7 protein-coding genes and 3 pseudogenes are annotated in these 15,136 nt (G+C 69.1%); all 10 read right to left on the reverse strand.

The features are described from left to right. Positions 1–175: 175 nt before the first annotated feature. A complete protein-coding gene (locus ACZ4VL_RS06800; protein ID WP_468196718.1) occupies positions 176–643 on the reverse strand; it encodes a lamin tail domain-containing protein in 468 nt (155 codons plus the stop codon). Positions 644–1,584: 941 nt separating this feature from the next. Next, on the reverse strand, positions 1,585–2,178 hold the full coding sequence (locus ACZ4VL_RS06805) for an HAD family acid phosphatase (protein WP_468196721.1): 594 nt from the start codon (positions 2,176–2,178) through the stop codon (positions 1,585–1,587). A gap of 1,141 nt (positions 2,179–3,319) precedes the next feature. Beyond that, entirely contained in the window at positions 3,320–6,274 is a 2,955-nt protein-coding gene (locus tag ACZ4VL_RS06810; protein ID WP_468196723.1) for a M48 family metalloprotease, read from the reverse strand. Continuing rightward, positions 6,271–6,861, reverse strand: coding sequence for a hypothetical protein (locus ACZ4VL_RS06815; protein WP_468196724.1), 591 nt, complete (start codon positions 6,859–6,861; stop codon positions 6,271–6,273). Before ACZ4VL_RS06815 ends, ACZ4VL_RS06810 begins: the two co-directional genes overlap by 4 nt. Positions 6,862–7,040: 179 nt before the next feature. Then, positions 7,041–7,460 (reverse strand): hypothetical protein, encoded by a 420-nt coding sequence (locus ACZ4VL_RS06820; RefSeq protein WP_468196727.1) that lies wholly within the window; start codon positions 7,458–7,460, stop codon positions 7,041–7,043. A gap of 169 nt (positions 7,461–7,629) precedes the next feature. After that, a pseudogene (locus ACZ4VL_RS06825) lies at positions 7,630–8,005 on the reverse strand (diaminopimelate decarboxylase); the annotation flags it as partial. 184 nt (positions 8,006–8,189) lie between these two features. After that, positions 8,190–8,543: pseudogene (locus ACZ4VL_RS06830) on the reverse strand (SAV_915 family protein); the annotation flags it as partial. Positions 8,544–8,878: 335 nt separating this feature from the next. Next, a pseudogene (locus ACZ4VL_RS06835) lies at positions 8,879–8,995 on the reverse strand (IS701 family transposase); the annotation flags it as partial. A gap of 147 nt (positions 8,996–9,142) precedes the next feature. Further along, entirely contained in the window at positions 9,143–10,597 is a 1,455-nt protein-coding gene (locus tag ACZ4VL_RS06840) for an alpha/beta hydrolase (protein ID WP_468196729.1), read from the reverse strand. Beyond that, positions 10,594–14,985: an ATP-binding protein gene (locus tag ACZ4VL_RS06845; RefSeq protein WP_468196731.1), complete on the reverse strand. Its 4,392-nt coding sequence runs from the start codon at positions 14,983–14,985 to the stop codon at positions 10,594–10,596. Before ACZ4VL_RS06845 ends, ACZ4VL_RS06840 begins: the two co-directional genes overlap by 4 nt. Positions 14,986–15,136 lie beyond the last annotated feature (151 nt).

Below are 15,136 nucleotides of genomic sequence, written 5' to 3' on the forward strand. Positions count from 1 at the left end.
ACATCTTCTCCCCCCCCCATCGGTGTTGCTGTTGGGGGGAAAGGGGGGGGGCGCGGGGGGGGGGGGGGCGCCCCCGCCGTCCCCCCCCCCACCCCCCCCCTCCCCCCCCCCCCCACCAGACGTTCACGGGGTCGGGCTCGCCGCCACGAGCGGGCGTCCAGCCCGGCCTTGGGGGTTAGCGGCGGTGGTGGCGGCCCCAGGACTCGGTGTCGACGGTGCGGCCGTGCTCGTCGCGCAGGGCGGCGGTGTCGGAGCGGTTGTCCCACACGTAGTCGCGACGGTTCTGGAACACGTCCCGGCGGGTGTCGCGGCCGAAACCGGTGTGGATGCGCAGGGTGGCGCCTCCCTGGAGGCGGATGTCGCCGAAGCGGTAGCGGTTGTTCTGCTCGTCGCGGAGCGTCCATCCCTTCAGGTCGATGCTGCGGCGGGTGGTGTTGGTGAGTTCCACCCACTCCGCGTTCAGGGAGCGGTTGGAGCGGTCTTCGCGTCCGGGGCTGTCGGCCCGGACCGCGCTGATCTCCACCCTCGCCTGCCGCTGACGGTGACCGTCGTCCGCGGACGCCGGCAGCGCGAGGGCGGAGACGACCGCTCCCGCGGCCAGGACGGTCGCGGCCACGCGGCGGGTGATCGACGAAGCAGACATGGTGATGCCCCCTCAAGGACAGTCCCCCACCAGCCGAAAACAGAAGGTGGCGGAAGCGTTCGGTACCGGCCCGGGCGGGCCGACGCCCCACACTCTCGACCCGCCACAGCCCCGCCTGCAGTCCCTGGCGACGCCGGTTACCCAAACCAGACAATCCCGTCACACGCGCCTGCACACCCCACGCAACCGAGGCGGGCGCGGCCCTGACAACCGCTGCCTCCTACACCGAGCCGCCTCGCCCAACGACGCGCAGGTCAACACGCTCCGGCGCACCACCGGGCGCACACTCAACCGCCCGCCAGCCAACCGGAGTAGTGCAATCCGTAACAACCGTTCGCCTGATTTCTTCACACACCAGCACTACTCCCGTCCCCGTGTTCGCTTCCCTGCGGTCGGTAACAGCGCCCTACCGCGAACCGGAATGGCTGCACCACAGGCCGGGCAGATGCAGGTCGGGAGCAGCCTGCGCCCCCGAGGCCGCAGCGGCACCCTCGGTCCAAGCCGAACTTCAGGCGGCCGGCGTGCCTCCTGGCGCCGTCCCCACTGCCGCGGCGCGCTCTCTTCGGCCCCTGTGCTCGTTGCGCCAGATGAGGTAGCGGCGGATCATGCTGCCCTGCTCCTTGCGGCTGGCGTGGTCGCCGCCGCCCGCCTCGCCATACCTCCAGGTTCCTGCCCGCGCCCATCTCCGGCCGACAGGCCCTGGACGGTCGCCGCCCGCCGCTCCCCGAGGCGCAAGGCGGCGGTTGCCCCGGGGCGAATCCTCCCCTGGGGTGCAAGGGCCCAATGAGCGCTGCCCGGGATGCAGTCCGAAAACGTGCACGCGCCGGTCGTCGTGCACCGGCCCTCTGGCACAGCGGGCCAGAGAGCCGGTGTGCACCTCCACGGCCATGACGAGATCTGCGGCACCCCTCCAACGACCGGGGCCTGGCCGTCTTCCTGCGCTACTGCAGTTGGCCGTCGAAGTCCGGAAGTTTGAAGGTGCGTTCGGCGTGGCCGCCTTCCAGGTCGGTGCTCCGGTTGCCGATGTTCGCGACGATCGTGTGACCCTCCTTCTCGATCGAGATGCGGCACTTGGTCTTCGTTTCCGCCTTGGAGGCGTCGTCGTCGGACTGCCGCATGCACAGGCCGTCGACCGGGAAGCCGGCGTCCTTCAGCTGCGCGGTCGTCTTCTTGCGGCCGGATTCCTTCCGGTTGGTGACGAACATGACAAGGGCTCCCTTGTCGCGTGCGGAGCGCGCGAGTTCGAGAGTGTCCTTCATCGGCTTCTGGTCATCGAGGTCCGTTCCCAGCGAGGTGTTGTCGATGTCCAGCACGATCGCGACGTCCTCACCGTCGTTGCGCAGGCGTTCGTCCAGGAACTCCTGGGCGGGCTCGACAGCGACGGAGACCTGCCTCAGCCACTCCTGTTTGCTGGGCAGAGTCCCGGGCGATTCGCCGGCGAACGCGCCCGACACCACTGTGCCCGCGGTGACCAGGCCGCCGACAACGGCGAGTGCGCCAACGAGACGCAGGTTCCTCTTCCTGGCATGTCGCATCCGAAACCTCCTAGATCGAGTGCCGCCACGTGCTCTCAGAAGTGATCTTGAAAGAGCAACTGCCAGTATGAGACTTCGAGTTGTCCCGGATCGTTTTTTGTGTGCAGTGTGCGTATTTTGAGCTGGGCCCTGCGGGAACTCCCAGGAACATCGCCCGCAGTGGCGGCTACTCCATCGCCATGGACACCTGTAAGCAGCATGCATGCGCCCCGCGGGTGCGGACACCCGAGGGCGCCGTGACTGTACTGCGAAAACACCGGGCGCCGCCGATCGCGGGCTCGCCCCAGTACGTCCAGTACAAGGACGACCCTCCGCCTTGCGATGCACGGCCCTCTACCCCACGGCTACTGCGTGGGTAAGAGGTGTCGTTCTCCGAAGACGGCTTGCCCATGGGGTCTGACCTGGTGGAACGCGCGGACGCCGATTGGAGGGGGTCCCACCTCCGGTCACACCTGCGGTCCCCCGCCTCATGCAACCGTGCAGACACCTGTGGAGCCTCCCTCCGGTGCAACCCTCATCGCGGCGAGAAGGCCAGGCCGGACGGCTTGCCCAGCCATGTGGGCAAGCCGTCCGGCAGGGTGGGCAAGCCTGTGATCGGGCCGCGTCGGACGTCGGCATCGGGTCCGGCTTCGCTCAGACCTCTCTGAGCGAAGTAGTCGGCGCCCGGCGGGGCCTGCCGGGACCCCTTGACATGCAGGTCAGACCCTTGACCACGACCCCCGGCGCCCGGCCTGGGGCAAGTTGTAGGGGCAATTTGCAGGGCAGGTTGGAAGGCAAGTTGGAGAGCAACTTGTAGGGCAAGTCGTAGAGCAAGCTGCGAGTGCCCCGGCGCGTGCTCTCGCTCGGGCTGAATCGCGGAAGCCGGAGCCGCCGCACACTGTGCCGGGTAGCCCCCGGGCACGGTGTGCCGAGCCTGGGGGTGGGCGTTGAAGTTCAGGGCGCCGCGGCGCACAGCGTCGGCGATCGTCATCAATGGCGGGGGCGGCCGGGGCGACACCGGGGGCTTGCAGGCGCCCCCGCAGGCGGGCCGGAACCGACAAGTGGGCCGCGGTGACGAGGGTGACGTGCCGTCGGTCGGCGATTACTGGGGCGGCCGGCAGGTCCGGCTGTCCGGATCACCGGTCCGTGGCCTCGAGGACGGTCAGCGCCAGAACTGTTCGGCCTGCGCGATGTGCTGGTCCAGCTTCCACAGGAGGTCGGTAGCGGCCCCGTAGGTGTGGATGAGGTCCTGCGGGGCTGGGGTGACGGTGCCGGAGAGGGACCAGGTCAGGCAGGAAAGGGCCGTGTCGGCGGTCTGCCGAAGGTACTTCTTCCACTCGGTGCGCAGGGTCGGGTCGGGGAAAGGGACCGCGTGCTCGGCCGCGGTGGCGGCGCTTCGCAGCCGTTCGCAGGAGGCCCGGACGACGGCAGGGGCGTGCGGGTGCGCCACCACGGTTAGCGACGCGTCCCTGTGGTTCTCCACCACACTCCGAAGGGGTGCGTAGGCGGTCCGGGACCAGAACAGGATCTGCAGGGAACGGATGCGGTCGGCCGTCGCGAGCGAAGGTGCCGGGTCGGTGTCGGACACGACCGGCCGCAGCGGGTCGGGGGGTGCGGTGATCTCCTGGTGGGCATGGCAGGAGGCAACCGTGAGGGCCAGGAGCAGTCCCAGGCCGGTACGGGCCGCCCACGCCCGCCGGGACGCCGACGCTGACGCTGGCGGCGACTGGGGCAGTGGCAGAGACGGCGGCGTCCCGAGGGCGCCGGTGTTCCGCTCCCGTCGCACGGTGCGCCGGATGATGGCGCGCGCGGAGCGGACCACCAGGACCGTCAGCAGGGCCGCGAGCGCCACGAACTGCCCGGTGGCGAAGACCAGGTTGACGAGTGCAGGGAGGCTGTTCCACACATCTGGGTCCAGACGTCCGCAGCCGGGTCGCAGTGCTCCCCGGGCGAGGCTGCCGCAGCCGCCCAGTCCCCAGACCGCGAGGAAGCCGAGCGAGGCCAGCGCCTGGGCTACTGCCCCGGCTGTCAGGGCCCGTGGCAGCCACACCGGGCCGGTGCGCAGGGCGGCCAGGACCGCGGCGAGGACGCCACCGGCCCAGAACGCCGCCGCGGTCCACCAGGTCAGCAGGAACTGCTTCCCCTCGGCCGGCAGACCGGAGTCGGCGCGCAGCTGCGGGGCCGCGAGGACGAGCGCTGCCATTGCCGCGCAGGCGGCCAGTCCGCCGGCCGTACCTGCGGGGAGGACCCCACGGAAGCCGGCTCCTTCCGCCTCCATGGCCCACCGGGTCCGAGCCCGGCGTTCGGCGCCGCCGAAGAAGCGCGGCAGCTGGACGAGGACCGGGTACGCCCACAGCGCGACGCCGATCATGCCCGGCCCGTCTTCCGCCGGCAGCCCGAGGTAGCGGTCGATCCAGGCCGCCGACAGCACGGTGGCGGCCTGGCCCACCGGTACGGCCTCGGTGGCGGCCTGCAGCGGAGGCAGAACGGGATGGCCGGCCAGGGCGGCGTAGCCGTCCGTCTGCCACCACACCACGATGGAGAGACCGGCCGTCCAGGCGACGATGGTCATGGCGGCGAGCGCGGCGCGCGGGCGGACGTTCTGGAGCATGGCCAGGTGACCGCTCTGCGTGATCCAGGCGACCAGAACCGCCATGGCGGCGGGCATCAGGAGGATCAGCAGCGGCAGCGCCGGATGCGCAGGCCACCAGCGGCTGGTGGTGCCCACTCCGGCGGTGAACTGGCCGACGACGAGGCCGCAGCCGAAGGCCAGGCCGTGGGAGAGCCCGGAGGGCGGCTGGCTGCCCCCGTTCCGGGCGGCGAGCAGTTGGTGCCAGGTGGCCAGCAGGACGATGCCGGAAGCCGTCCCTGCTGCGACCGACATCCAGAGGAAATCCCCCCACACCCTGCCGACGGTGTTAACGGCTATCAGCGCCGTGCACCCGACGAGGAAGTACTGCAGGTGGTCCAGAGTGTGGAGGGTGATCGGTCGGCGGACCGCGAGCAGACGTGCCTGCCACGACGGGTGGGGGCGCAGCAGGGTCCGAAGTCGGTGTGCGGCGAACTGCCGACCGCCGTAGCCCGACGCCCCCGCCCCTGCCCCTGCCGCGGCCGTCGGCCCGAGTGCCGTGTCCTCCCAGACCCCGGGGTCGGCGCCGGACGCGACGGCCTCGGCGTCGGCCACCAGTTCGCGGTGGCGCAGGGTGTCGGCACGTGCGAGCAGGACCACGGCCACGAGTACGAGGGCCTTGGCGGTCTGGCGGACCAGTTCGGGTGCTGCCGCAGGCCAGAATTCCGCGTCGATGCCCGGGAAACGGCCGGTCACGGCGGCGAGTGTGAACGCGCCGCCCACGACGACTGCGTACGGGACGAGGACGAGGCAGGCAAAAGCCCGCCACAAGGCGAGGGTGAAGTACGCCAGGCCTACGTCGAAGGTACGGATGTGCGCGAGTTCGTGGAGCACCACCGCGCGGAACTTCTCCGGCGCGGTGCGGCGCACCACGAGCAGGCCAGCGTGCAGGCAAACCACCGGGGCCCTCATCCGGCCGAACACCACCGCGCTCGCGTCCAGCGCGCCGCAGTCGACGACGAAGCGCGGCGGGACCATGGGGAGTGCCTCGGGGTCGCCGACCCGGAAGGCCGTCCGGACGAGCCCGGCCAGCTCGGCGCGGAGCGCCACCGGGTCGAACGCGGGCCCGAGTCGCTCGACCGGGACGAGGCCGCGGCGCCGGGCGCGGGCCACCGGCAGCAGGTAGTAGACCGCGATGGCGGTGCCGAGGACCGCTCCGGTCCCCCACAGCCCGCCGGCGTACGGCTGGCCGGGCACGGGCTCGGTCAGGCAGGCCCGGCCGGTTCCGGAGGCGGGGACGCGCCCGGCGAGGGCGTCGCGCCAGAAGGCGCTGTCGTCGCCGACCGCGAACCAGCAGCCGAGTCCGGTCCCGTCCTCCGAGAAGAGCAAGACGAGGACGGTGTTGGACATCTCCAGACTGCCAACGAGCACCGCGATGGCCAGCAGCGCGAACCGCAGGACCGTGCCGGAGGGCAGTCCCGGGCGGTCGTACTGGTCCGGCTCGCGAGGGGCGGGCGGGGGCGGAGTGAGCCAGGCCGGGCGTTTCACCCGACGATCCCGGCGCCGCCTTCCTCCGAGGGCTGCGCCCTGCCGGGGGGTGCGGCGAGCACCAGGCGGGCGACGACGCGGTCCGCGAGCACGGTGGCGCCGGCGGGCGGGAGGCCGACCGCTCCGGCGTCGGCCAGGACCCGCCGGTGGACCAGTTCCAGCTGTTCGCGGGAGAGTGCAGGTACAACGGCCTGGCCGACTCCCGTGCCGGGCTCAGACCGCGTGTCGGCGTCGGCCCCCGTGCCGGGTCCCTCCTCGGTGCCCGCCTCGCCGGCCGGCGCGTCCTGCACGGGCTGCCGCCTCAGCAGGCGGCGGGCCCCGCGGGCAAAGCGGCCGCGGGCCGACTCGACGGTTCCGGCCACCGCGGCGCGGCACGCCTCGTCCACCGCGAGCCAGACGATCGGTGTGACGACCGCGGTCACTTCGGCGAGGCCGAAGCCCAGCGGTTCGGCCCGGCGGCGGCCGCGTAACACCCGTAACACGGTGGGGTCGTCGAGGTGGGCCAGGGCGGCGAGCACCGGCGTCTCCTCCGGCGCGAGCTCCCCGACCACGTCCCCAACCACGGTCCGAACGGCCGTCGGCCCCATCAGCCAACCTCCTCGGTTGTCGGAATGCACGAGCCTATGCCCGCGGTACGCCCCCGGGAAGAGGCACTCCGGCGACGGCCCGTCAGGGCCCCGGCAAGACGTAAGACCTTCTCGGGAGCTGCGTCAGACGGTAGTGGGCTGCGGTGGCGGTGGCTTTGTGGTGTGGATGGGTCGCTCCTCTATGTGGCTTTGAGGCCGAAGTGGACGGGGGCGGGAAGCGGGAGTGGTGTGGGGCAGGTTGCGCGGACTTGGACCAGGCCGGCGAAGTCGGCGGTGATGGCGCGGGATACCGCGTTGCCGTTGCTGTCGGTGGAGAGGGTGAAGCTGGTGGAGTTGTCGGGGAAGACCGCTGCGGCGGTGCCGGTGAGCTGGAACGTGACGTCGGTGGCTTCGAGGCCCTGGTCGAGGAGGTTGGTGACCCGGACTTCGCAGGGCTGCGGGAAGCGCGTGCCGGCGGGGATGGTCTGGCCGTCTCCGGAGACGCGGACGATCCGGATGGGGGCGGGGGTGCCGGTGAGCTGGTAGGTGGCGGGCGGGATCTGCGGGTGGTCGGGGAGGGTGGCCAGGGTGCGGAAGGTTCCGGGAGTGGGGCCGGCCATGATGAAGGGGGTGGTGGCGCGGCCGTGGCCGGGGTCTTGGGGGCGTCGAGTGTGGTGACGCGGATGCTGGTGCTGCTGGTGCCCGGTGCCTGCATGGCGAGGACCAGTTGCCGGCGGTCCTCGGCCGCTTGGGGGGCGGCGGTCAGGCGGCCTCCGCAGCGCGCTGTCGGAGGTCGTGGGGTGACTTGGCGTTGCCGTGCAGCACGATCCGCTCGGGCGGGAACCCGGCCGTCACGGCCAGCTCCAACTCCCCGGCCGAGCACACGTCCAGGCTCAGCCCCTCCTCCTGCACCCAGCGCACTACGGCGTGCCTTGGCCGCGTAGGGGACCTCGGCCTCGGGGAACGCGTCCCGGTAGGTCGGGCATCGCTCGCGCACCTCGCCCTCGTCTAGGAAGTAGACCGGAGTGCCGAACCGGGCCGCCAAGTCCGCGAGGTCCACCCCGCCGACGGCGATGCCGCCGGGAGCGAGCCGGGTCGTGGACGCCGGCCAGACAGAGAGGTCGTCCGTTGCGGATTCCGGCCTGGGTATGACCGCGGTGGGCATCGTCTGATCTCTCCTCTGTCAGACGGCCGGGGCCGGAGAGACGCGCGGCGCGGCCCGGGCCGGAGGCGGGACCCGCCGCGGGGGATCCGGTGGCAGCGGACCCGGTGACCGCGGGAGCGGTGAACGTCGGGTCGACGGTCAACAGCACTACCCCGAGCGGCTCGGCCATGGCGCGCAGCGCCCGCTCGGACAGTCGGGTCCACGGCTGCTCCGCGCCGAACGTGGCGGTCAGCCGACCAGGGTCGGTGAAACCGACCGCCGTACCTGCGCCCAGCGGGGTGCGGAACATGCGTACCACCACCTGCGCGGTTCCTGGCCGGACGGGGACGTAGAGGAGTCCGGCCGGGACGCGTTCCTCGGGCTCGGGGTCGTCGTCGTACTGGAACAAGCACATGGGGCCTCCTTGAGGAGCCATGAACGGACGATAGTGCCCCAGATGCCGGGAGGCAGTCCGGGGCGGCACTCGAAAGGCACGCCCGCACCCGCGCCCTTGGGGCCTGCCCCTGACGGCATCTTGACGACGATCGGCGGAGTTCATACGGGTCACTGACGACTGGCGGCGGCAGTTGTCGGCAACACGACAGAATCGCGGCCGACCTCGTCAGAAGACCGTCAGGGAACCGGTCCCGCGGCTCATCTCCGCCGTTGGACGAGTCACTCGAATGGAGTGATCAAAGAAGGGTTGCGTGCCGAAGGCAGTGGTAGGTGTCCGAGCGAGCCTGTCGCGGTCCCCCTCCCCCTCGCCGTCTGATCTCAACGCGGGACCCGCTGCTACGCCGAGGCCACCCGCCCACGCCAAGAGGGACCCGCTGGAAGCCTTCTGTCGCAGCGCCTGGTCTGACAGACACCGGAGGGACTGTAAAGAGAACGGTCGCGCATGTATGCCAGCGCGGACTCCCGCGGCTCCGTCCGGGCGAACCGGTGCACAAACCGCCCGTGCAACTCGACCAGGCCCGCAGCCCACCGGGCTGCATCAAAATCCCCACCCACACCTGGACCAACGAGCCACCTACGACCTCGTGGGAGTTCCTTGGTCGGAGCACATGATCCAAACGAAGGCCACTTCCGTGTATGGCGGTTACCGAACCGAGTGATCAAGTACGACGCACCGTTCGACGTCACACGTTAAAGATCAAGCTAGAGGAGGCGGGTTCGCATGAAGTCGGGGAGCTCGTCGTCCTCCAGTCGCCTCTCCAGTTCCGTCATGTCTGCTGCGGTGGGGCTGGTGAAGTTGAGGTAGCCGGGGTCGTCGGGTGAGCGCTGTCCGGGGATGGAAGGGAGGGCGAGGGCGGAGGTGTTCGGTGTGATGCCGCCGAGGTGTGTGCCGAGGGCGGCTGCCGGCGTCTCGGCCAGGCGCATGGGCCGGTCGGCCAGGAAGTTCCAGACGTCTCGCTGGACGTCGGGGAGGTTGGGGAGGCTGGCGTGTTCACCCTTGATGTACCGGGTTTCGGCGATGGAGGTGAGGGTGGCTGAGGCGAGCGGTACGCGGCCGTCTCCGTCACGGTGCGGATCGGCGGGCTTTCGGCTGGTGACACGGTCCATGTGGTGCCACAGTTTTCCGCGCTTTGTGTAGGCCAGGCGGAAAAGGGTCTTGAATCCGGTGCCGGCGATGATGGCCATCCGATCCCGCATGCCTTGGTCGAGGCTGGTGTGCCACAGGTGCAGGTCCTGGTGACTCGTCTGGGCGTCGTCGAGCCGTGCTTGCAGCTGAAGCTGCTGCGTGGGGGTGAGTTTGAGGTGCCATGCGGTGGAGTCGTATAGATCGAAGTTGGCGCAGGGGTGGTCGTAGTCCTCGCCGGACTGGGCCGTGCTGAAGGGATAGGTGCCGGCAGGGGCAGGCAGGAGGCTGAGGACGCCGGTGAGGCTGCGGAAGGTGTCGCGGGAGAGGTAGCGTCCGAGGAGAGCCATGAGTTCGAAACCCCAGAGGTGGTTCTTCAGGTAGCCACCGATGGCGGGTGAGCCGTAGTGCGGGGTGCCGATGAAGACGATCTTGCCGATGTGCTTCCACAGCTCGGGGTGGCGCATGAGGGCGGTACGGACGACCAGGCCGCCCATGCTGTGGGCGACGAGGTGGACGGGGCGTCCAGGTGTGTCGGCGCTTGCGGCGAGGATGGTCCGGTGGAGCTCGTCGGCGCTTGTGGACAGAGGCTTGCGCCAGTCGTAGGGGAAGTTGTCGGGCTCGTGTTCCTGGCGCGCCGCGGCTGCGATGAGGAAGCCCTCGTAGGACATGTCCAGTACGGAGGGTTCGACTTTGAAGGACGGGTGGGCGTCGTTCTTGCCGTCGGGTGCCAGGGCAAGGCTGTCGATGCGCTTGCGGTTGCGGATGTCGAGCCACCAGACGCCGCTGAGGCCCTTGCTGACGAGGACGCTGCCCATGACACCGGGAACGAACAGGATGCTGGATCCGGCCGTGGTGGCGAGGTGTTCCTGTGGTGCGGGGCCGGCCAGTTCGACCAGTTCGGTGTAAGCGGCGCTTCCCAGAAAGCGGCGCAGGGCGGCGGCATGCTCCGGCGAGCGCAGGAGAGCCAGACGTGTGGAGGTGTCTCCCTGAAGGAACCGGGCGGCGGTCGTGGGGTCATGGGGTGTTGTCACGCTGGCCTCGCAACTGTCTGGGGCATCGCTCGACGGGGATTGTGCAGGGCCTCGACTTCGCCGGGGCGGGCGACGAAAAGCTGGTCGTCGTTGGTGTAGCTGTAGAAGAGGCCGCCGATGCTGCGGTACTGGTCCCAGAAGAACTTGCGTGTCTGGGCGAGAGCTTCGCCTGCGGCCGTGGGCTGGTTGCGCTGGGAGCGGTCGTAGAGGAAGTGGAAGAAGACGTGGGCGAAGCGGGCTGCGAAGCCGGCAGGTACCTTGCACTCGCTGCCGATGTAGGCGCGGCTGCCGCGGTTGACGAAGTGGGTTTTCAGCATGTTGCTGTACGTGTGCTCCGCGGATGATGTCTCGCAGGCGTTCATGAAGACCAGCGGCTGCTCCTTCAAAGGGTCTTGCCCCATCTCCGACAGCAGAAGCACGTCACACGGCTCGATCGTGCTACCGAAGCGAAGGCCGCGGAGCTGTCCGCCCTTGCTGTAGGCCTGGCTGAAGACGTAGAGCAGCGAAATCGGATCGGGGTTGCACAGATAGGCGGAGATCTCTTCCTTTCGCAGCTCCTGGCCTTGGGGCAGGACCAGGGGCTTCCACTGGTCGAGCTCGTCGACGTGCTCGGCTGACACCCGCATGGTCTCGTCGCCGTCGCTGCCGCCCCAGTACATCAGGTGGGTGCGTGTGGCGTCGGCGGACAGTACCCGGACGGTCTCCGCGGAGCGGGCGATGTGAGTGGTGCGTAGGCGCAGGCCGAAGAAGTCCTGGGCCTGAATGGGGTTGCCGGCGCTGGGGAGCGATCCGCGGTAGAGCAGCGGCCAGGGGATGTGGTCGGGTCCGCCGTGCTTCCAGTAGACGCGTAGACGGTCGCCGGGCGCCAGGCTCTTGATCAGGTCGTGAAAGAGGTGTTCTCGGGGGAAGAGGGCGGTGAAGAGCTGGCTGCCGGCCAAGGCCAGCTCGCGCAGCTGCGGGCTGTTGGCCACGGCATCCCACGCCTGCTGGTCGTTGCTGGTGACCAGTCTGTGGGGGGTTGCCCAGTCGGCGCTCGGGGTGAAGCGCTGCAGCCTGGTGGCAATGTCGTCGGGTGTGATGTCGTTGTACCGGCCTGCGTGGTGCTGCCGGTAGGTCTCCAGGGCCTCTTGCGCCTCGCGAACCATCTGGCCGGCGAAGCTTTCGGGCTCCCAGGACTCAAAGCCTTGGCGTGCCGAACCGGGCTCGCCGTCGACGTCGAATCGCCACTGCGCCTGCGGTGGCATCAGGTTGAGAGTGAGAGTGTTCGCCGGCTGCTGCCAGTCGTACGGAACCTGCAGCGCGGTGTGCTTTGCCACCACGTGTCGGGTGCTGGTCACGCTCACTCTCGTATGGGGGCGCTGGTTGGGAGGTCGGCGCAGCGATAAGGCTGCCCTGGAGGCCGTTGCCTTCGGCTTGGTGGGCGGCATAGCCGGGTCCGGGGTGCTTGGTTCCTTCCGCGGCTTGGGCAGGGGTGCTAACTCCTGGGTGGGGTGTTCTCCGCTTGTGGGCTTCCCGTGCGCCGGGGGTGCCTGGGCTGGGGGTGGGGATTCGGCGGGGAACTCGATGGTGAGTTCTCGGTAGAGGTCGCCTTCGACCATCACCAGGACGTCGATGCGGCAGGTACCCGGGCTCGTGGGCGTGATGGAGAGCAGACGCTCCTCGGAGGGCGCATCGGGAAGAATCAGGAGGTCGAATTCGACCGCCCATTCCGGCTCATCCCCTGCTGTTGCCGGCTCCTCGGCTTCGGATGCGTCGGCGAGGGCGAGCCTGCACGTCCTGGACATGACGTACCACTGCGTAGGCAGACCGGCCGGGGGGATGGTGCCGGCAGGGATGACCCGGTCGCCTTCCACTCGGTTGTCGGGATGGTCTGGGCCGACCTGGAAGGAGCCGGTGTAGGTCGTGTCCACCAGAAACGGCTCGTCAGTAGGGGTGGTTTCGGTGAACCAGAAGTTGATGACCTGTTCGTCGATAGTGTCGAGTTCCTCGACGGTAATCGGGGCCTGCTGGTCTGCTTCGATGTTGTCGTCGGGGTCTTCTTCGGGGACTTCGCCAGGAACGGGTGTGTCAGGGGGTTCTCCCCCGCTGCCGCCTTGATCGCCTGCGGCCGTTGCCGGTGTCGTGTCGCCTGCGCGCAGCCCGCCTTGGACGCGGGCGGCAGGAAGGCGTTGAGGGCCATCGGCGGGTTCCGCATCGGTGGCGACGGTTTCGAAGTACAGCGCGAGCGCCAGCTTCTCGAGCTGTTCCATGATGTCTTCGAGGGGCAGCTGCGCGGACGGTTGGCCGGCGTGTTCGGTCAACGGCGCCAGGATGTTGGGGGTCTCGTTGGATTCGAGTTGTCCGAGTTGCTCGATGACCCTCGCCAGGCTGCGCTCGCCTCCCGCTTCGGTGAAGATTACGCCCGCCTGGTTCAAGGAGTCACGGGCCTCGCTGATCGTGCCGATGAGTCGCTGCACGATGAAGAGACTGAACAGGGCTCTTGCCTCACCCAGCCGCCACCCGCTCTCGGTACTGAGCGCACGGGCCCGGCCGACGTTGTCCAACGCCCGGGTCAGCTCGCCTTGTGCAACGGCGACGATTCCGGACAGGTGTGTGAACAGTGCCTCGGCCCGAAGGTCGCTGCGCTCGATAGCTCTTTGCCTGCCCATGCCGATCACGCGGTCGGCGGTCTGCACGGCAGAACCGCGCAGCCTGAGGAGATGGGCCGTCACTATGGTGGAGATCTGCGCTACGGCATCCGGGTGGTCTTCGTCGAACTGCGTGCATGCCGCCAGGTTGTCGAGCTCCGTAGCAAGCCAGTCCGCGGCCTGGCCGGCATCTTCCAGCGGAGGAGCGGACTCGGGCAAGGAGTTGCGAAGTTCCTCGATCGGCTGCAAGCGCGCTTCCATGAGGTAGGCGGCCGTCGCGGTGCGCTGGTAGTAGTCGACCAGGCGCCGCAGGCGCTGTTCGCGCTCCTGTGCTGTTTCGGCGTCGCTGCTCGCGTCCTCAGGTGCAGCCTCCAGGTAGGAGATGAGCAGGTCGTGCATGCGAAAGCGTCCTGGCGATACCTCGCGAAGCAGGCTGCGTTGGTACAAGTTCTCGAGGTATTCGTCGGCGCGGTCAACAGTGACGCCCGTCAGGACGGAACAGGCTCGTTTCTCGAGGTCCGGGCCGGGGTGAAGGGAAAGTCTGCGCAGGAACGTCTGCTGGGAGGGTTCCAGGCTGCGTAAGGATGTTCCCAGGGCTTGGCCCACGGACTTCATGCCCGTGCCCGGTCTGATGAGTCGGCGCGAGAAGTGGTCCAAGTCTTCGACCAGGTCGTTCACTGTCCAGGTGGGGTGTGCCGTGAGCAGCCCGGAGACCATGGCCAAAGCGAGCGGGAGGTGGCCGCACAAGCGGGCGACCTCGGCTGCCTGCGTCGGCCCGGTCGTTCTCCCCCGTTGCCGCAGCATCTGGTGGAACAGCGCGGCGGAATCGTCGGGTCGCAGAACGTCGAGGGGAAGCGAGCGGGAGATCTCCGGCGCTTCCAGCCGCACCCGGCTCGTGATCAGCGTGAGACAGCCCGGGTATCCGGGCAGGAGAGGCTGGACCTGGGAGAAGTCTGCGGCATCGTCGAGGATCAGCAGGACGCTTCGGGTGGCCAGCCAGCTGCGCCACAGGCCGGCACGTCCATGGATGCTGTGGGGCTGCACCGCCAGCGGGATCCCTGCCGATACAAGCAAGGAACCGAGCAGTTGGGCTGGTGCGGCCGGATCGTCGGTGGGCGCATGTCCACGCAGGTTGATGAACAGTTGCCCGTCAGGGAAGCGGCTGGCCAGGGAGTGTGCCGCATGTACGGCCAAGGCGGTCTTGCCCACGCCGGGCATTCCGTGAACGAGGGCAACTGGCGATTCGTCCGTTCGCATTCCTGCGTCCAGCAGGTCACTCAGTTCGCGGTCCCGGCCAGTGATGGCCGGAAGGTCCGGCGGAAGCATGCGAGCTGTCCTCAGGGGCACCGCGGTCGTCTCTCGCGGAAGGTCCTGCGGGATCGACTGGCGCGTGATGAGGGTTCCCATCGCACGCCGCGGTGCTCCAGGTGGAGGAGTGGCGCTGTCAACCAGTTGAAGCAGTGCCAAGAAACGCGGGTCTGGCGCGTCGTAGGTCGTCGACGGCGATGCCAGCAGGTCGACGAGGATCTCCTGGAGTTCCTCGTTGGCCGATGCGTCGTCATGGACCAGGTCGCGAAGGCGTCGTTGCAGGACGACGGTCGCCTCGTGCTCGATGTGTCTGCTCTCGTCGTTCTCGACGGCGAGGATCATCTCACGGGCTTCGTCCAGCTCTTCTGTGACGTTACCGGCTTCCTGTGGCCGCACGCCAAGAAAAAGCTGTGCCATACGGTGACGCAGTTGTGGCCACGCCTCCGTGGTCAACGCTCCCACGATGGACGCAGATGTTGCCGCAAGTAATGCCGGATTCATGTCCCCCCCGATCCGGTGCAATCCAACCATCTTAGAAGCAGCTCGCATCCTAGAGGAGTAGTTCCCTATAGGGCGTCAGCCCGTTCGGCACACAAGGGTGAAG

The organism is Streptomyces sp. NPDC029014 (genome assembly GCF_055564695.1).

What these genes read in the sequence shown, in the direction of transcription:
- ACZ4VL_RS06805 (WP_468196721.1), bottom strand. Translation starts at nt 2,178, where the DNA reads ATGCGACATGCCAGGAAGAGGAACCTGCGTCTCGTTGGCGCACTCGCC.
- ACZ4VL_RS06820 (WP_468196727.1), bottom strand. Translation starts at nt 7,460, where the DNA reads ATGGCCGGCCCCACTCCCGGAACCTTCCGCACCCTGGCCACCCTCCCC.
- ACZ4VL_RS06800 (WP_468196718.1), bottom strand. Translation starts at nt 643, where the DNA reads ATGTCTGCTTCGTCGATCACCCGCCGCGTGGCCGCGACCGTCCTGGCC.
- ACZ4VL_RS06815 (WP_468196724.1), bottom strand. Translation starts at nt 6,861, where the DNA reads ATGGGGCCGACGGCCGTTCGGACCGTGGTTGGGGACGTGGTCGGGGAG.